This window comes from Ciceribacter sp. L1K22 (assembly GCF_017599385.1).
Classification (GTDB): domain Bacteria; phylum Pseudomonadota; class Alphaproteobacteria; order Rhizobiales; family Rhizobiaceae; genus Allorhizobium.
The window spans coordinates 1,488,230-1,504,906 of record NZ_JAGFPK010000001.1 but is presented as its reverse complement, the minus strand read 5'-3'; the positions used below and the strand labels follow the sequence as shown (position 1 = coordinate 1,504,906).

15 protein-coding genes and 1 tRNA gene are annotated in these 16,677 nt (G+C 60.2%); 11 read left to right on the top strand and 5 right to left on the bottom strand.

Annotated elements, in window-relative coordinates:
- The first annotated feature begins 64 nt into the window (after positions 1 to 64).
- Positions 65 to 934, top strand: a complete 870-nt coding sequence (locus J5J09_RS07555; protein ID WP_348646426.1) for an alpha/beta hydrolase — start codon at positions 65 to 67, stop codon at positions 932 to 934.
- A gap of 96 nt (positions 935 to 1,030) precedes the next feature.
- On the opposite strand, the gene J5J09_RS07550 is transcribed toward J5J09_RS07555, so the two are convergent.
- The gene (locus J5J09_RS07550; protein WP_208549050.1) at positions 1,031 to 2,023 is read right to left on the bottom strand and encodes a porin; all 993 of its coding nucleotides are present in this window, start codon (positions 2,021 to 2,023) and stop codon (positions 1,031 to 1,033) included.
- 631 nt (positions 2,024 to 2,654) lie between these two features.
- Between J5J09_RS07550 and J5J09_RS07545 the strand changes: the two genes are divergently transcribed.
- The 4 genes from J5J09_RS07545 to J5J09_RS07530 all read left to right on the top strand — a co-directional run bounded on the left by J5J09_RS07545 (position 2,655) and on the right by J5J09_RS07530 (position 8,176).
- Positions 2,655 to 2,745: transfer RNA gene (locus J5J09_RS07545), tRNA-Ser, on the top strand.
- 513 nt (positions 2,746 to 3,258) lie between these two features.
- Complete coding sequence (locus J5J09_RS07540) at positions 3,259 to 5,778, top strand: hypothetical protein (protein ID WP_208549049.1); 2,520 nt, start codon at positions 3,259 to 3,261, stop codon at positions 5,776 to 5,778.
- Positions 5,779 to 5,937: 159 nt separating this feature from the next.
- Positions 5,938 to 7,005 carry a porin gene (locus J5J09_RS07535; RefSeq protein ID WP_208549048.1) on the top strand — a complete coding sequence of 356 codons (1,068 nt, stop codon included), beginning with the start codon at positions 5,938 to 5,940 and terminating at the stop codon, positions 7,003 to 7,005.
- A gap of 223 nt (positions 7,006 to 7,228) precedes the next feature.
- Positions 7,229 to 8,176 (top strand): site-specific integrase, encoded by a 948-nt coding sequence (locus J5J09_RS07530; RefSeq protein WP_208549047.1) that lies wholly within the window; start codon positions 7,229 to 7,231, stop codon positions 8,174 to 8,176.
- A 16-nt stretch (positions 8,177 to 8,192) separates the two neighbouring features.
- Here the strand turns inward: J5J09_RS07530 and J5J09_RS07525 are convergent, their stop codons facing one another.
- Positions 8,193 to 9,410 carry an FAD-dependent oxidoreductase gene (locus J5J09_RS07525; protein WP_208549046.1) on the bottom strand — a complete coding sequence of 406 codons (1,218 nt, stop codon included), beginning with the start codon at positions 9,408 to 9,410 and terminating at the stop codon, positions 8,193 to 8,195.
- 181 nt (positions 9,411 to 9,591) lie between these two features.
- Between J5J09_RS07525 and J5J09_RS07520 the strand changes: the two genes are divergently transcribed.
- Together J5J09_RS07520 and J5J09_RS07515 are read left to right on the top strand one after the other, a co-directional pair.
- On the top strand, positions 9,592 to 10,620 hold the full coding sequence (locus J5J09_RS07520; protein WP_208549045.1) for a calcium-binding protein: 1,029 nt from the start codon (positions 9,592 to 9,594) through the stop codon (positions 10,618 to 10,620).
- 159 nt (positions 10,621 to 10,779) lie between these two features.
- On the top strand, positions 10,780 to 12,003 hold the full coding sequence (locus J5J09_RS07515; protein WP_246745800.1) for an acyl-CoA dehydrogenase: 1,224 nt from the start codon (positions 10,780 to 10,782) through the stop codon (positions 12,001 to 12,003).
- 66 nt (positions 12,004 to 12,069) lie between these two features.
- Here the strand turns inward: J5J09_RS07515 and J5J09_RS07510 are convergent, their stop codons facing one another.
- The gene (locus J5J09_RS07510) at positions 12,070 to 12,513 is read right to left on the bottom strand and encodes a glyoxalase superfamily protein (RefSeq protein WP_208549044.1); all 444 of its coding nucleotides are present in this window, start codon (positions 12,511 to 12,513) and stop codon (positions 12,070 to 12,072) included.
- 296 nt (positions 12,514 to 12,809) lie between these two features.
- Here J5J09_RS07510 and J5J09_RS07505 point away from each other — a divergent pair, with 296 nt between their 5' ends.
- Positions 12,810 to 13,163 (top strand): PilZ domain-containing protein, encoded by a 354-nt coding sequence (locus tag J5J09_RS07505; RefSeq protein WP_208549043.1) that lies wholly within the window; start codon positions 12,810 to 12,812, stop codon positions 13,161 to 13,163.
- A gap of 44 nt (positions 13,164 to 13,207) precedes the next feature.
- On the opposite strand, the gene J5J09_RS07500 is transcribed toward J5J09_RS07505, so the two are convergent.
- Positions 13,208 to 13,663, bottom strand: a complete 456-nt coding sequence (locus tag J5J09_RS07500) for a host attachment family protein (RefSeq protein WP_208549042.1) — start codon at positions 13,661 to 13,663, stop codon at positions 13,208 to 13,210.
- A 227-nt stretch (positions 13,664 to 13,890) separates the two neighbouring features.
- Here J5J09_RS07500 and J5J09_RS07495 point away from each other — a divergent pair, with 227 nt between their 5' ends.
- From J5J09_RS07495 to J5J09_RS07485, 3 genes are all read left to right on the top strand, one after another.
- Positions 13,891 to 14,316 carry a PilZ domain-containing protein gene (locus tag J5J09_RS07495; RefSeq protein WP_246745799.1) on the top strand — a complete coding sequence of 142 codons (426 nt, stop codon included), beginning with the start codon at positions 13,891 to 13,893 and terminating at the stop codon, positions 14,314 to 14,316.
- 101 nt (positions 14,317 to 14,417) lie between these two features.
- Entirely contained in the window at positions 14,418 to 15,527 is a 1,110-nt protein-coding gene (locus tag J5J09_RS07490) for a pyridoxal phosphate-dependent aminotransferase (RefSeq protein WP_208549041.1), read from the top strand.
- Positions 15,528 to 15,537: 10 nt separating this feature from the next.
- Positions 15,538 to 16,176 (top strand): glutathione S-transferase family protein, encoded by a 639-nt coding sequence (locus J5J09_RS07485; RefSeq protein ID WP_208549040.1) that lies wholly within the window; start codon positions 15,538 to 15,540, stop codon positions 16,174 to 16,176.
- Positions 16,177 to 16,361: 185 nt separating this feature from the next.
- Here J5J09_RS07485 and J5J09_RS07480 read toward each other — a convergent pair whose 3' ends face one another.
- A complete protein-coding gene (locus tag J5J09_RS07480; RefSeq protein WP_208549039.1) occupies positions 16,362 to 16,628 on the bottom strand; it encodes a sel1 repeat family protein in 267 nt (88 codons plus the stop codon).
- Positions 16,629 to 16,677 lie beyond the last annotated feature (49 nt).

Sequence of the window (16,677 nt, the reverse complement as noted above, 5' to 3'; positions counted from 1 at the left end):
GGTATTCGCCGAGGCGACCGCGTCTTAGATACAGACTGCACGTAAAGGACAAGAGGTGGCGGCCGTGGCGTTCGAAGAGACTTTCATCAAGACGAGTGACGGCCTCACCCTTCACACCCGGTCTTACGGACCCGAGGGTGCGGCGCAAGTGGTGGTCTGCCTTCCCGGCCTGACGCGCAACGGTCGCGACTTTCATCAACTGGCCGAGTTTCTGGCGTCGAACTCCGGTCTTGGCGCGCGGGTTGTCACGATCGATTCGCGCGGGCGCGGTCTTTCCGACCGCGATAAAGACAAGAGCCGCTATAATCTCGTGGTCGAAGCCAATGATGTCCTCGATATCTGCGATCATCTTGAAATCGAACACGCGCATTTCATTGGCACCTCGCGCGGAGGCCTGCTTTTGCACCTGATGGCTGGTCTGCGGCCTGCGCTGCTTGCCAGCGTGACCCTGAATGATGTCGGCCCGGTGCTTGATCTGGAGGGACTACAGCTAATCCAGGCCTATCTCGGGCAGCAACGGTCGCCGCCGCGCGATTGGGACGAGGCCGTCGCGGCGGTGAAACATGACCATGCGGCAAGCTTCCCACTGCTGGGCGACAACGATTGGCGCGAGATGGCGCGGGCTCTTTACCGCGAAACGGACAGAAAACCGGTCGCCGATTACGATCCGGCCATCGGTGAACAGTTCGCGGCAGCCGATTTCAGCCAACCACTGCCAGACCTCTGGCCGCAATTCGATGCGTTCGGAAAGATACCGATGATGGTGATCCGGGGAGAGCATTCGCGACTGTTGAGCAAGGCGACCGTGGCGGAGATGGCGAAACGCCACCCGAAGCTGGTGGCGGTGACGGCGACCGGCCAGGGACACGCGCCGATCCTTCATCTTGGCGGACTGGAAAGACAGATCCGCGACTTCCTCCAGAACCACACCTGACCCGTCTCCCGCCTATCCTCCAAGGAGTCGAGGGATCTCCAAACGAAAGAAGCCCGGCCGATGGCCGGGCTTCCTCTAACCGATCTTCCGATCGAATTAGAACGAGCGGGTCAGACGAACGAAGCCAGTCCACTCGTCGTCAAGACCATCCGCGTCGAGGTAGTCAACAGTTGCGGAAGCCGTCAGGCCTTCAGCCAGCGCGTATTCAGCAAACAGACCAGCGCCCCAAGCGTCCGCGCCGTTCTGACCTTCCCAGTACGAAACCGAAGGCGTGATGGTCAGCTTGTCGGTTGCCTTGAAGGCGTAAGCAGCAGCAACGGTCCATTCATAGGAAACGGCGTTGATACCGCTTACGTATACGTTCTCGCCCGAAGACCAACCAGCGCCGAGTTCGAACGTGCCCGGACCTACGTCAGCAGCGAGTTTGCCGTAGATAGCACCGTCTTCTGCTCCAAAGTCGTAAACGCCCCAGAGAGACACAGTAGCCGGGCCGAGCGCTGCAGATACCATCGCCTGCAGACCGATTTCGCTGCTGCCGGCGTTGCTCCAATAGTCACCAACTACGTCAGACAGGTCGTCTACGCCGACGCCGACCGTGAAGGCGTCGGAAGCGTAGGTGTAGCTTGCGAGACGGAAACCGGACAGGTCAGCAAAGGCGTCAGTCTCACCGGCGATACCGATGTCATCCCAGAACGAGTAAGCTGCACCGATCTTGAAGCCACCGATGGTGATGTAGCCCTGATCGATTGTCACGTCGCCGAAGTTTGTGCCCTGAAGACGGATGTAAGAACCGATAGTACCGATTTCGGAGTCGTTACGTGCGTCGAAGTAAACGCGCGAACGTACGGCGCTGTCCCAGTCATAGTCGTCGTCGGTGCTGTCAAAGCTGACAGTCACGCGAACTTCGCCGCCAACGCGCAGGCAGGTTTCGGTGCCGGGGATGTAGAAGAAGCCGGTGCCGAATGCGTCGCAAACGCGAACGTATTCCATCGGCTCGGGCTCAGCAGCGACGATTGCGTCGGCAGCCTGAGCGCCGGAAACTACTGCCAGAGCAGCAGCGGAGCCGATAAGAAGGCTCTTGATGTTCATATTGACCTCCAGTCAAGTTTAATTTGGGTCTGGGTTCTTTGGCTGAAGGACAGCGTTCCCTGCCCCATCCCCGTCGGTTTCAGAAGACGGACGATCCACCGCCTCGCTTCCGAGGTTGAAAATACAAAACGCCGCCGGTCATGCAATCACCAAACAGTCGGATGATTTGAATTCAGGCTGCCTTCCCCCGGTCGTGTTGCGGAAAGGACACAAACACGCCTCCGGCCCGCGCCGCTGCTTTACCCTTTGTTAAGAAAATCCTTTTGTTTGCGGCATTTAGACGGTCTGCGCCAGCGGCATTTACGTATGCGCTCAGCAAGGGAGATAGGTCGTTCAGCCTTATATATATACGTACGCGGGCGGTTCAGCGCGGCAGCTGGCGATGGGTTTGGAGGCCCGAGGCGTCGCGTCGACATCAATCACGCCGCCTTTTTCGCGCCCAAGCCACTGATTCCGCTTGTGCCGATTCGGAACGGATTCGCACAGCGTCATCGTCGGCAAACGATATCCGCACGCGGACGCGCCGATCGGCATCAAGTCAAATCAACCGAAGAGCCATCCAAAACGAAATGGGGAGCGCGTGCGGAAAAGCCTTGCAATCGGTGATTCAAGCAAATAATCAGGCGGCACCGGAGAGGTGGCCGAGTGGTCGAAGGCGCTCCCCTGCTAAGGGAGTATACGTCAAAAGCGTATCGAGGGTTCGAATCCCTTCCTCTCCGCCACTCTCCCTTTGTCCGAACCACTCTTTTCAAGCAGCCTCGTGGTCATGAGCGCTACTCGCTCGCCAGCGGTTTGCGCTCGTCTGTGGGGAAGGTCAGGCCTACGTTGTCCCGGCTGGAGCGACCATAACTGGTTCTAGATTGGCCAAACGCCAGGAAAGACCTCGGCGTTAACTCAAAATTTACCAGCCATCCCAATGAATAACATTCGAAACTGCGGAAAGTCGGTGCGGTTTTGGCCGTTGTTCAGGATGACGATTCGACGAGTGATCTGATTGCGTCGGTACCGAGGGACCGACGGCGTAGCGAGGCCGGGAGACGGGGGATTCTTCGTCTGCATGACGCAACCCGCGGCCAGGCTTACAGAAGCCATGCTTTTCAAAAACTTGCCATGGCGATCGCCCGCGAAAGCGGATCTCGCCAGGATGCCGGCCGGTGACGGATTGAGCCGTCCGATTACATCACCACGACAGATGCGTGGTGGCGAGGCCGGAAACATTTCGCGAGCGTAAATTCATGACGTCGATCACATCCACACTCACCGTCAGCCAGATGCGCTCGCTCTCCGAATCGGCGATCACCGCGCTGTCGAGCGAGGAAATATCCCAGCTGAGCACCGCGCATATCCGCGTGCTGACCTCGTCGCAGGTATCCGCACTCGAAGCGGAAGATATTACGGCCCTCAGCGGCGATCAGCTGCGGGCGCTGTCGGCCAACGGAATCAAGGGACTGACAGCCACGCATCTCGCAGTTCTCGATGCCGCGCGAATCTCGAGCCTGATCTCCTCGCAGGTCGCCGCCCTGACGGGCGACCAGATCTCGACCCTCAATTCTAGCCAGATCGAGGGTTTTAGCGCAGCCCAAGTCCGGGTGCTCACCTCTTCACAGGTCGCGGCCATGAGCGCAGACGACCTTGCGGCCATGACGGCCGACGAAATCGCCGTGATGAGCCCGCGGGCGCTCGGCGCAATGCAGGAATCGATCGTTTCGACACTTCCCACCGACCTAATCTCGGCCCTCTCGGGACGACAGATCAAGGCTTTCTCGACGGATATGATAGCGGCGCTGACGACGCAGCAGATCGCATCGCTCAGTACCGACGCGATCGCCGGACTGACATCGGCGCAGGTTGAGACACTCGGCACGGCGCAGGTTGCGGCTCTCGGCACCAGCCAGATTGCCGCCCTGAGCCGGGTTCTGATCGCAGCCCTTGGCGACGATGATCTCGCTACCTTTTCGACGGACAAGATCGCCGCCATCGCTACGCAGTCAATGTCGGGACTTTCCAGCGACAGCGTCTCAGCCCTTACGAACGCGCAACTCGGCGCGTTGAGCAGCGGGCAGATCGCGGCACTCACGGCATTGCAGATCGGCGCTTTCAGCGATAGCCAGATCAGCAACTTCAACACCACGCAAGTTGCCGCGCTTAGCGGCCGGCAGATCAAGGCGATGTCGACCGAGCAGGTCGCGGCCTTCTCCACCGGCCAGATTGCGGCTCTCAGCACAGCGGCCCTCATGGGCATGACATCGGATCATATCGAAGCACTCAGCGCCGAGCAGATCGAAACCTTCAGCACGACGCAAACCAGCGTTCTCAGCAAGGCCCAGCTGGCGGCGATGGCGGTCGAGGACATCGAATCGTTCTCCACGGCCGATATTGCGGCAACCGCACCCCGCTCAATCGCAGGCTTTTCGACAGCAAGCATCGCCGCACTTTCGACCGATCAGCTTGGCGCACTTTCGACCGGCCAGATCGCCGTTCTGACGACGGCGCAGGTGGCAGCACTGGCGGCCGGACAGGTTGCAGAACTCAGCACCAGCCAGATCTCCGCCATGCTGGCGCGCCAGATTTCCACTCTGTCCTCCGACCAGATCGGGGCTCTGACAACCGACCAGGTGTCGGCAATTGCGACCAAGGGAATTTCCGGATTGTCCACCGAGCAGGTGGCAACCCTGACCGTGGACCAGATCGGCGCCTTTTCAACCAGTCAGGCCGCGGCCCTCAGCTCAGCGCAGCTTGCTGTCATGTCGAGCGAGGATATCGCCGCGTTTTCAACCGACAACATCGCCGCCATCTCCGTCCGTGCCATTTCAGGTCTCTCCACAGATATCATCACGGAACTGACGACAGCCCAGTTTGCCGCGCTGACGACCAAGCAGATTGCAGCACTTGCGGACAATCAGATCGCAGCGCTTTCCGAAACGCAGATCGCCGACCTCGGCAGCGATCAACTCGGCGCGCTGACTGCTCGACAGATCAGGGCGCTTTCGAGCGATCAGCTCGGCGCGCTGACGACGAGCCAGATCGGGCTTTTGAGCACAAAGGCGCTCAGCGGCCTGGCGTCGGACCAGATCGTGGCGCTCAGCGTCGATCAGGTTCAGGCGCTGACGTCTGAGCAGGTTGCGGTGCTCAACAAGGTCCAGATCGCCGCCATGGCCGCCGACGACATCGGCAGTTTCTCGACCGAGGATATCGCGGCAACCAATCTTCGGGCGATTTCCGGTCTCTCCACGGACAGTATCGCGGCGCTGACCTCCGAGCAGATGGGCGCCCTGACAACGGCGCAGGTGGCTGCGATGACGATGGAGCAGATCGCCGCTTTCACCGATAGCCAGATCGCCGATCTCAGAACGGACCAGATCGCCGCATTGACGGGGCGGCAGGTGGCGGCACTGACGTCGGACCAGATCGGCGCGCTCGACACGGATCAAGTCGTTGCGCTGTCGCTGAAGGCCGTGCCAGGTCTGACCAGCGATCAGATACAGGCCTTGAGCGCCGACCAGATCGCCGCGTTCTCGACCGAGCAGACAGGCGCACTGACCTCCGCGCAGATCGCGGCGATGCTGATGGAGGATATCGAGGCATTCTCGACCGACGATATCGCTGCGATCAGCACCAAGGCGATACCGGGACTTTCGACCGATCACATCGCCGGGCTTGGCAGCGCGCAGCTGCTGGCGCTGACGCTGGAGCAGGTCCAGGTGATGAAGCCTGACCAGGTCGAGATCATCATCGCAGCGTACCAGGCGCTTTAGTTCCGAAGCGAAACGGCGCCCGCCATACGAGGTGGCCTCCCTAACCCTTCGCGCGGCCTGATTGCCGTGCACCACCGCAAACCGACGGTCATTTTGCCCCTCCAGCCCCAAAAGCCCGGTTTTCCGGGCTTTCGGGTTTATAATTGACTGGAGGTCAATATGAACATCAAGAGCCTTCTTATCGGCTCCGCTGCTGCTCTGGCAGTAGTTTCCGGCGCTCAGGCTGCCGACGCAATCGTCGCTGCTGAGCCCGAGCCGATGGAATACGTTCGCGTTTGCGACGCATTCGGCACCGGCTACTTCTACATCCCCGGCACCGAAACCTGCCTCAAGATCGGCGGCTACGTCCGTACGCAGATCGACTTCCGCGGCGAGAACGACTTCCTCGACAGCGGTTACCGCACCAACAGCCGCGCTTACCTCGAGTTCGACGCGAAGTCTGACTCCGAGCTCGGCACCGTCGGCGCTTACGTTGCTCTCGAAGCTGACTCGCGCAGCAACGGCACCAACGCATTCATCGACACCGCTGTCATCACCGTTGGCGGCCTTGAAGTTGGTTACTTCTACAACTTCTGGGACGAAGGTCTGAACGGCGAAACCGATATGTTCGACGGCGGCCCGCTCTCGTCGGTTGGCGCAGCTGGCGTTCTGCCGGGCGGTGACTATGTCGGCGGCAACACGCTGAACGACACGATCCGTTACACCTACAGCTCTGACGCCTTCCTGGTTGCTGCTGCCGTTTCGAACTTCGACTCGGGCACCGGCTGGAAGACCAACGAAGGCGACGACGTCGGCGTTGAAGGCAAGATCGGCGCCACCTTCGGCGGCGTGAACCTGTCGATCAACGGCGGTTACGACTTCGGCTTCGAAGACGGTGCAGTCCGCGCTATGCTCACCGCCGAACTCGGCCCGGGCACTCTCGGCGTTGCTGGTGTATGGTCGTCCGGCGCCAGCCGTTACTGGGACTTCTCGGAATGGTCGATCGCTGCTTCGTACGCCATCAAGGCTACCGAGCGTCTGACGATCACCCCCGGCGCCCAGTACTGGGATAACATCGTTTACGATGCCGATGGTGACTACTTCGGCCCGAGCGCATGGCGCGCAGGTCTGACCTTCGACTACAAGCTGGCTGAAGGCCTGACCACCAAGGCAAGCATCCAGTACACCGACGTCGACGACGCCGACAGCCAGTGGGATGGTTTCCTCCGCCTGCAGCGTTCGTTCTAATCGAACATCGATCCACGAAAGCCCGGTCTCGACCGGGCTTTCTCGTTTCAACACTGGCAGGGCATTATCAATCAGACAGAGGGACGCATGACACGCGTGCCGCTGAAGGGAAATTGTTGCCATCATAATTGTTGTTTACAAAATTAGTTTTCATCTATAACTTTTGCTCTGACACTCATGGTGATCAGCCAGGAAGGCTGGACCGATCTGAGGGGAACTGAGTTTGAGCAATGCGTTAATAGACGGCAGACAGGATTTCGAAAGGGACGTCGAGATTCCGGTCTACAATCTGAACTATCACTATGGACAAACGTCCAGGTTCAAGGTCGTCAGGGATACATCCCTCCAGCAGTTGTTTCAGAAGTATGGCGACATCCTCTGGACCAACGGCAGTCACAAATACAATGTGACGAACTTCATCGGGGAGCTGAACGATCTCCTCGTCCCTCGCGAGTTTTCCTCCTTTGACCAGGAGATGCTCGACGCATTGATAGGCGCTCTGCGCAAGCGCGGTAACAGCAACGCAACCATCAATCGCAAGATGGCGGCGCTCAGCAAGTTGCTGCGGAAGGCGCTAAAGATGGGCGACATTCACAGTCTGCCGGAATTCAAACGGCAGAAGGAGAAAGCAGGACGAATCCGCTTCCTCGACCGTGACGAAGAACTCGAACTCTTCTCCACGATCCGGGCGAAGTCGGAAGACTATTACCGGCTCTGTGTTTTCCTCGTGGATACCGGAGCCCGGCTTAGCGAAGGCCTGGGACTGCGCTGGAACGACATCCAGGGATCACGCGTGACCTTCTGGGTGACCAAATCCGGCCGCAGCCGCTCGGTCCCGCTAACGGCCAGAGCACAGAAGGTGATCGAGACGGGCGACAAGCGTCGCGCCGGACCGTTCGCCGGAATAGACCAGCAGAAGTTCCGGATCGCCTGGCACGCCGCCAAGGACGAGATCGGGCTTTCCGACGACAAGGATGTGGTGCCGCACGTGCTGCGTCATACCTGCGCGTCGAGACTGGTCCAGGGTGGCATCGACATCCGCCGCGTGCAGATGTGGCTCGGCCACCAGACGCTCTCGATGACCATGCGCTACGCGCATCTGGCGTCGCACGATCTCGACATGTGCGTTCCGATCCTGGAACGCAGTGTCGACAAGTCGAGCCTCAACTAAACCTCCCTCCCCGGCCTCAGGCAATCAGTTGCTTGAGGTCGGACGAGGCGTCGGCGACGACGGCCGGATCGACATTTCGGCCCAATTCCAGCAGTTTCTTTCCCGTGACATAGGCCTTGGCGTCGTTGATCGCATCGACGGCGACGAGAATGCCCTCCTTGTAATACCAGATCGACTGACTGCCCTCGCGGGCGCCGGGCCGAACGATGGTCCTGTCATAGCCGAGATTGAAACCAGCGATCTGCAGCTTCACGTCATACTGATCGGACCAGAACCACGGCTTCGGCCTGTAAGGGTCGTGTCCGCCCGCAAGGATAGCGGCAACTGCCTCCGCCTGATCGACGGCGTTCTGAACCGATTCGAGCCTGACACGACCGCCATCCCACGGCAGGAGCGCGCAGTCTCCGGCGGCGAAGATATTCGGATCCGAAGTGCGCGCGAATTCGTCGACGACGATGCCGTTCATGGTCTCGATGCCGGCCGCCGTGGCGATCGCGTCGTTGGCGCTCGCCCCAATGCCGACGATAACGAGGTCGGTATCAATCACCTCGCCGCTCGCCAGTTCTGCGGCCGTTACCTGACCATTGACACCCAGCAGGCGCGTCAGCCCCGTCTTCTCGCGGATCGAGACGCCGTGGGCTTCATGGATTGCCCGCATTGCATCGGCGGTCGCCTTTGACGCGACGCGCTGGAGAATGCGTTCAGCCATCTCGATCACGGTCACCTCGAGTCCCAGATGCCGCGCGACGGCCGCACCCTCGAGACCGATGTAACCGCCGCCGATCACGAGAAGCTTGCGGCCGGGCTTCATCTCTGCGGCCAGACGATCTGCGTCCTGCTTGTCGCGGACGACGTAAACGCCACCGAGCGAACCGCCCATCTCGTCGGGGAGCCGACGGGGTGAGGATCCCGTTGCAATGACCAGCGTGTGGAAATCGAGGCTGCGGCCATCGCCGCAGCGGACCGACTTCGCCTGCCTGTCGATCGCCTCGACAAAGGTCGACAGCCACACCTCGACATTGTTTTCCGGATACCAGTCGGACGTGCGGAACTGCAGTCGATCAAAGCTCATCTCGCCCAGCAGGTATTTCTTGGAGAGAGGCGGTCGCTGGTAGGGATAGTCAGCCTCGCCGCCGATGATCGTGATCGGGCGCGCGTCCTTCAAGGCACGCAGTTTCGCCGCAAGCGCGAATCCCGCCTGCCCTGCTCCGATGATCACTAGCCTGCCGGTCACGCCACACTCCTTGATTCACTCGATATCCAAAAGGATTCAAAGGACGATTGCAGCGGTAGCGTGGCCCATGGCTCCCGTCAAGAAACGGAAAAATCAACACGATACCACCGTTCAGCCACCATTCAGGCACGATGTTGTTTCATGACCATCAACAGGAACATGAACCCGACGAGGCTGACCCATGGCACTGAACGTTTACGGCACCAGCTATTCCGACATTATCGACGCGTATGACTACGGCGCGGACCTCAACATCTATGCCTATGGCGGCAACGATCGGATCTACATCGGCAGCTATGGTGGCTTCAATTATGTGTCGGCGGGCAGCGGCAATGACCGTGTCTACAACACATTCGAAGGCGGCAACGGCATCTACCTGGGCGACGGTGCGGACGTCTACTACGGTCGTGGCTATTCCACCGCGTCGAGCTATGTCGACACCATCAATGCAGGGACCGGCAACGACACCATCTACGCCGAAACCTATCACAGCATCTATAACGGTGAGTCCGGCAACGACGTGTTTTTCTCCGTCGGCTGGGCGAACACGTTCCACGGCGGCAGCGGCACCGATACGATCAGCTACGAAATCCAGGACGATGACGGCGACCTGCGGGGTTACGGCGTGTACGTCGACCTCTACAAGGGCTTCGCAACGGCTACCGACAAAGAAGACGAGACGCTGATCAGCATCGAAAATGCAGTCGGAACCGGTTATGGCGATACCATCCTCGGGACCGATGGCGCAAACCGCCTCTGGGGCGATGGCGGCAGTGACGTGCTGCGCGGCTACGGCGGCAACGACCGCCTCTACGGCGGATCGGGCAACGACACCCTGTCGGGCGGCGCCAACAATGACCTGCTTGTCGGCGGCTCGGGTCGCGACAGCCTGTCCGGCGGCTCCGGCAGCGACGCCTTCATCTTCACTTCCCTGTCGGACTCGCGTCCAGGCAGCCAGCGTGACACGATCACCGACTTCAGCCGCAGCCAGCATGACTATATCGATCTGTCCGCGATCGATGCGGATACCACACGCGGCGGTAATCAGGCGTTCGATTTCATCGGACGGTCCAGCTTCAGCGGGGACGCCGGCGAGTTGCGCTTTTCCGGCGGCGTGCTTTTCGCCGACGTGAACGGCGATGGCGTCTCCGACTTCCAGATCAAGGTTTCCGGTCTCACCTCCATGAGTTCGGGCGATTTCATTCTCTGATAAGCGCAGCAACGAGATCATTCGAAAATGGAATGATCTCAGTCCGTCCGAAGCCGATTATTTTTCCTTAAACACCTTGCATCACAAGGCTTTTCCTCGATCCAAACCTGGTGTAGCTATAGCGTCAAACGCCGTAGCTATTCCGGGAAGGACGAACCCATGAGCGAGCATCACTCAGCAACACCCGAACAGGCCCGCGCCAAGATGGCGCCATTCGACTGGGCCGATCCGTTTATGCTGGAGGATCAGCTCTCCGATGAAGAGCGTATGATTCGCGACACAGCCCGGGCCTACTGCCAGGACAAGCTGATGAGCCGGGTGACCGAGGCAAACCGCCATGAAATCTTTCACCGCGAAATCATGAGCGAGATGGGTGAACTTGGCCTTCTTGGCCCGACGATCCCCGAGGAGTTCGGCGGCGTCGGCGCCAACTACGTATCCTACGGTCTCGTGGCGCGCGAGGTCGAGCGGGTCGATTCGGGCTATCGCTCAGCCATGTCCGTTCAGTCATCACTCGTCATGCACCCTATCTTCGCCTACGGAACGGACGAGCAGCGCGCCAAATACCTGCCGAAGCTCGCTTCAGGCGAATGGGTCGGCTGCTTCGGCCTCACAGAGCCGGACCACGGCTCCGATCCGTCGTCGATGATCACCCGCGCAAAGAAGGTGGATGGCGGCTATCTCGTCTCCGGTGCCAAGAACTGGATCACCAATTCGCCGATCGCAGACGTTGCCGTCGTCTGGGCGAAGTCCGACGCGCACGACAACAAGATCAAGGGTTTCATCCTCGAGCGGGGCATGAAGGGCTTCGACACGCCGAAGATCGAAGGCAAATTCTCGCTGCGGGCCTCCGTCACCGGCATGATCCAGATGGACGAGGTGTTCGTGCCGGAGGAAAACCTGCTGCCGCACGTATCCGGGCTGGCCGGACCTTTCGGCTGCCTCAATCGCGCCCGCTACGGCATCGCCTGGGGGGCCATGGGTGCCGCCGAGTTCTGCTGGCACGCCGCGCGGCAGTATACGCTCGACCGCAAGCAGTTCGGCAAGCCGCTCGCCGCGACCCAGCTCATCCAGAAGAAGCTCGCCGATATGGAAACGGAAATCGCGCTCGGACTCCAGGGATGCCTGCGCCTTGGCCGGCTGTTCGATGAACACCGGGCGCCGGCGGAGCTGATCTCGCTGATGAAGCGCAACAATTGCGGCAAGGCGCTGGATATCGCCCGCGTCTCGCGCGACATGCACGGTGGCAATGGCGTCTCCGACGAATACGGCGTCATCCGCCATGTGATGAACCTGGAAGCCGTCAACACCTACGAGGGCACGCATGACATCCACGCGCTGATCCTCGGCCGGGCACAGACCGGTCTTCAGGCGTTCCAGTAAGTCTTCCAAGACATCGGCAAAGACCGCGGCTTCAATCGCCGCGGTCTTTTTTGTTCGTCGCCAGGCTCAGTCGTGGTCCAGCACGAGATGCGGCTTGCCGTTCGAGGTATGGCGGGGCGACACGCCCTTACCGTCAATCGTCGCGTTGACCCTGCTCCGGAAGGCGGAGAAGCTGTCGAAGGTGACGACATCGACCGGCTCATCGAAATGAAGCGTGATCGAGTAGTATTCGCTCTGAGACAGCTTGGACAGGGCGAGCACCTTGCCGCGAAACCGCTGACCCAGATATTCCCCGGTCACGGTCGCACCGACGACAGCCGGCGGCATGGGGGCGTTATCATTGCGCTGCGCTTGCGCCGCGATCGTGTTCCAGTCGCGGGCGCCGTGGCTCTTGGCGATCATCTCCAGGGCGGCACTATGCGTTAACGGCGTGCCGGCCGCGGACATCGCATCGCGCAGCCGTCGTGCCTGGGATTTCAGGTCATCGGTTGTTACATGTGCCATGGTCATGGCAGCCTCCATCTTGGTGGCATGCGTATTGGCAATCGGGGGCCCGCATTACCCCATCGACGCATGCGCGAAAACGGGACTGTCAGTGACAAGGAGGACTTCACCATGGGCTCTCACCCGCGGGCGGCCGGCGCCTCAACCGGCCGCACATATGGGAGCATTACCTTCCGCTGTCAACAGCGCTGGACACTGCGACAGCGCGCCGCGCTTCACTCGGACTTTAACGATCATCTTCAGGTTTCGTCAGCAAAGCTGAGCTATTATGGGACCCTGATAACAAGTCTAGGGAGGGCGCCATGCCCTTGCAGGTTTACAGGGACGCAAAAGATAAGATCCCGCCGGACCAGATTTACGAGAAGTTTACCATCGACCGGCCGGGTCGCATCATCTTCGTCGGCCATCATCTGAGCACGAAAAACAGCATGCGCTGCCTGATCAGGAAGATCTCGCTGCATGGCGCGGAGATCGAGGTCAGCCCCCATGTGCCGGTGCCGAGCAATTTCTTCCTGGAAATCCTCGGCATGCGCGATGAAATCGGTTGCACGGTGATCCGGCGCGAGGCCGAAAAGCTCACCGTCGGCTTCAATATGCTGATCGATCCGGAATACCTGCACCACGTCGTCAGGCTGTCCTTCGAACTGCATAACTGAGCGGCCGGCGGCCCAGCGTACCACGCTGTCCCGCCAGCCGAATGTCAGGCGGCCTTTGCCGCGTTCAGATGCTTTTCAATGTCGTATACCGGCATTTTGACGAGGTCTTTCGGCAATTCCGCGCTCATGGCGTCAATTGCGCCCTGGTTTAGGGACTTGCGGAGGATACCGAGAGCGCCGGGCGGCGCCACCAGGACGTAGCGCTCGATCTCCTTCGAATAGACCTTCGCGTTCAGCATCTCGGCCACGCCCTTCAGAAAATCTTCTTCTGCCTGTGCATGAAACGAGGTTTCTTCCATCGCGCTCCGTCCGGTTCCGTGAGACGCGAAACTCCGCCCGGGCTTGTCGGCTGCAAGGTCACGGTCCGGCTGGTTCGGTTGGTTGTCCTGATCGACAACAGCCAGATTAAGGATTTCTGTGTCGCCTTCATTCCTGAGAAGCAGCAGCTTGGCGCCGTCGCAGACGATCACCCACGATTTCCAGGGTATGTTGAACTTCATGCGTCTCTCCCTTCTGGTTGACGTTGCCTCTCCCTAACGTTTCCAACAGCTTAATCGATCCATGTGGCGACACGATGATCCGCATCGCGAGATGCGAAAGCCCGCAAAACAAGGAGGAGCTCCGCATTTTTTAAGAAACGCTAAAGGTTTAGCGTTTCCCTTCACCGCAATGGAAGAGTTTTAGGCGAGCCTTAACGTGCACCATCGCGGTGAAACGAGGGAAGACCATGCAAGGTACGCATCTGGCAGCAATCGACTCGGAGATGTACACCCGGAAGTGGGAACGCTTCCATGTGCGGCGTCCGGCTCGCATCATGGCGGTCAGTCCCTGCCTGAGCCGCATTTCCATGCGCAATTGCGAGCTTCTCGATATCTCGCAAGGCGGCGCCGGGATCGAGATGTCGACCACGATTGGCCTGACGCAGCATTATTATCTCGAGGTCATCGGCCTTGCCCGACGCATCGGCTGTGCGGAAATCTACCGTAATGGCAGCCGCGTCGGCGTAAAATTCATCGCGCCGATCCCGGAAGACATGCTGCACCGGATCATCCGTGCCGACTTCCTGGAAGGCGACGACATCAGACAGAAACGACCCGGGCCGACGATCGGATTCCCGCCGGGCATGGGCCGGGCGCCACGACGCGACTACTGAAAAATTCTTCCGCGAATACGTCAGGAACGGCCCCCGCGTGAACTTGCGCGGGGGATTTTCCGTCCTATTGTGGGTCGCCTTCGGAACTGCCAGGACCTGCCATGTCGAGTTTTTCGCGCTTCACGCCGCTGATCGCCGCCCTTCCCTCCACTGTCCCCTTCGTCGGCCCCGAGGCTATCGAGCGCAATCGCGGGCTTAAGGTGCAAGCCCGCATCGGCGCAAACGAGAGCGGTTTCGGGCCGGCACCGTCCGTCCTGCAGGCGATCCGCGACCGCGCCGGCGACATCTGGCGATATGCCGATCCGGAGAATTTCGCGCTGAAGCAGGCGCTCGCGGAACATCTCGCTCTCGACCCGTCGAATTTCGCGATCGGTGAGGGCATCGACGACATTCTCGGTCTCATCGTACGGCTGGTCATCGAGCCGGGCATGCCAGTGGTCACGTCCTTCGGCGGCTATCCGACTTTCAACTTTCACGTCAACGGGTTCGGCGGACGGCTGGTGACGACGCCTTACGTCAACGACCGCGAAGACCTCGACGGCCTGCTTGCGGCGGTAAAGCGCGAGAACGCCCCACTCGTCTATTTCGCCAACCCGGACAATCCGATGGGAAGCTGGTGGGATGCCGACAGCATCGTGGCGTTTGCACGCTCTCTTCCGGAAACCACGCTGCTGATCCTCGACGAAGCCTATTCGGAGACGGCACCGCAGGGATCGGTTCCATCGCTTTTAACCCTTATTGACCTGCCGAACGTCATTCGGACACGCACCTTCTCGAAAGCCTACGGCATGGCCGGCGCCCGCGTCGGCTATGCGATCGGCACGGCCGGAACCGTTTCCGCCTTCGACAAGATCCGCAACCACTTCGGCATGCCGCGCCTGTCGGTCATCGCCGCGCTCGCCGCATTGGAAGACCAGACCTACCTCCAGCAGGTTATCGCGAAGATACATGCATCGCGCGAGCGGATTTCCGCCATCGCCCGCGCCAACGGGCTTGAGCCGCTTCCCTCCGCGACGAATTTCGTGGCGATCGACTGCGGCCGCGACGGCGACCATGCAAAACGCATCGTCGACGGTCTGATGGAGCATGGCGTTTTCATCCGCATGCCGGGTGTCGCGCCGCTCAACCGCTGCATCCGCGTTTCGACCGGCGTCGATGCCGATATGGCGCTGTTCGAGGCCGCGCTTCCACAGGTGCTGAAAGGCCTCTGAAGGGCTAACGATGGAAAAGCCGAGACTGTTCGGAGCCGATTACAGCGTCTATGTGCGCAGTGCCCGTCTTGCCCTTCACGAAAAGGGCGTGGATCATGACCTTATTTCGGTCGACGTGTTCGCGCCCGGCGGTCCATCCCCCGAACATCTCGTGCGACATCCATTCGGCAAGATTCCGGTATTCGAGCATGACGGTTTTCGGCTTTACGAGACCGGGGCCATCACCCGCTACATCGATGAGGCCTTTGCCGGGCCGGCGTTGCAGCCGTCGGATCCGCAACATCGCGCGCGGATGAACCAAGTCATCAGCATTGCCGACGGCTATCTCTATCCACATCTCGTCTGGGGTCTGTATGTCGAACTGGTCTCCAAGGCCGAGGGCGGTGAACTGCCGGATACCGCCCGCCTGGAGCGGGCGCGTGAACTTGCTCCAGTCTGCCTAAAAGCTCTTTCGGACATCATAGGGTCGAAGGCCTGGTTCGCCGACGACAATCTGTCGCTCGCCGACCTGCACGTTGTTCCGATGATCGACTATTTTCTAAAGGTCCCGGAAGGACGCAACATGTTTGCTGAACATTCGGGGCTTGTTCGCTGGTGGGAACGCATGACGACCCGCGACAGCTTCCGGCAAACGCTGCCGACCACCTGACTATCCCCGCATCGCGCAAAGAAAGAGCCGCGCCGGCCTTGTTCCTGCCGGTCGCGGCTTTCGATGTGTTGGCAATGGCCCCGTCCAAAGGTCCCCCACCACGGTCCCCTCGCAAGAGGGTTCTTCTTCTGCCTCCCAAAGGCGCCCGTCATGGGCGCCCTAGAAACTTGTCGGTGCCTGTCGGCTCAGTGCATCGTCATCCATTCGCGGGCAGCGCGCAGCGCCTCTGCGAGTTCGGATTTCGACATGGTCTGGGCGAGATCGGCGCGAAGCTCGGCGGCGCGGTCGCAGCCCTTGATCGCGGCGATGTTGAGCCACTTGTGCGCGGAGACCAGGTCGACCTGGCAGCCACGGCCGGTCGCATACATCAGGCCCATGTCGCGGAAAACATCAGCCTTGGTCTCGCCACCCATGGTGGCCATTTCGGAATTGTGCATTTCAAAGCGTGCCATTGGTTTTGTCCCTGTTTAGCCTGTTGTCTCGTCTGTCCCTGTTTTGCCC

What these genes read in the sequence shown, in the direction of transcription:
- J5J09_RS07550 (WP_208549050.1), bottom strand. Translation starts at nt 2,023, where the DNA reads ATGAACATCAAGAGCCTTCTTATCGGCTCCGCTGCTGCTCTGGCAGTA.
- J5J09_RS07540 (WP_208549049.1), top strand. Translation starts at nt 3,259, where the DNA reads ATGACGTCGATCACATCCACACTCACCGTCAGCCAGATGCGCTCGCTC.
- J5J09_RS07535 (WP_208549048.1), top strand. Translation starts at nt 5,938, where the DNA reads ATGAACATCAAGAGCCTTCTTATCGGCTCCGCTGCTGCTCTGGCAGTA.
- J5J09_RS07520 (WP_208549045.1), top strand. Translation starts at nt 9,592, where the DNA reads ATGGCACTGAACGTTTACGGCACCAGCTATTCCGACATTATCGACGCG.
- J5J09_RS07515 (WP_246745800.1), top strand. Translation starts at nt 10,780, where the DNA reads ATGAGCGAGCATCACTCAGCAACACCCGAACAGGCCCGCGCCAAGATG.
- J5J09_RS07510 (WP_208549044.1), bottom strand. Translation starts at nt 12,513, where the DNA reads ATGACCATGGCACATGTAACAACCGATGACCTGAAATCCCAGGCACGA.
- J5J09_RS07505 (WP_208549043.1), top strand. Translation starts at nt 12,810, where the DNA reads ATGCCCTTGCAGGTTTACAGGGACGCAAAAGATAAGATCCCGCCGGAC.
- J5J09_RS07500 (WP_208549042.1), bottom strand. Translation starts at nt 13,663, where the DNA reads ATGAAGTTCAACATACCCTGGAAATCGTGGGTGATCGTCTGCGACGGC.
- J5J09_RS07495 (WP_246745799.1), top strand. Translation starts at nt 13,891, where the DNA reads ATGCAAGGTACGCATCTGGCAGCAATCGACTCGGAGATGTACACCCGG.
- J5J09_RS07490 (WP_208549041.1), top strand. Translation starts at nt 14,418, where the DNA reads ATGTCGAGTTTTTCGCGCTTCACGCCGCTGATCGCCGCCCTTCCCTCC.
- J5J09_RS07485 (WP_208549040.1), top strand. Translation starts at nt 15,538, where the DNA reads ATGGAAAAGCCGAGACTGTTCGGAGCCGATTACAGCGTCTATGTGCGC.
- J5J09_RS07480 (WP_208549039.1), bottom strand. Translation starts at nt 16,628, where the DNA reads ATGGCACGCTTTGAAATGCACAATTCCGAAATGGCCACCATGGGTGGC.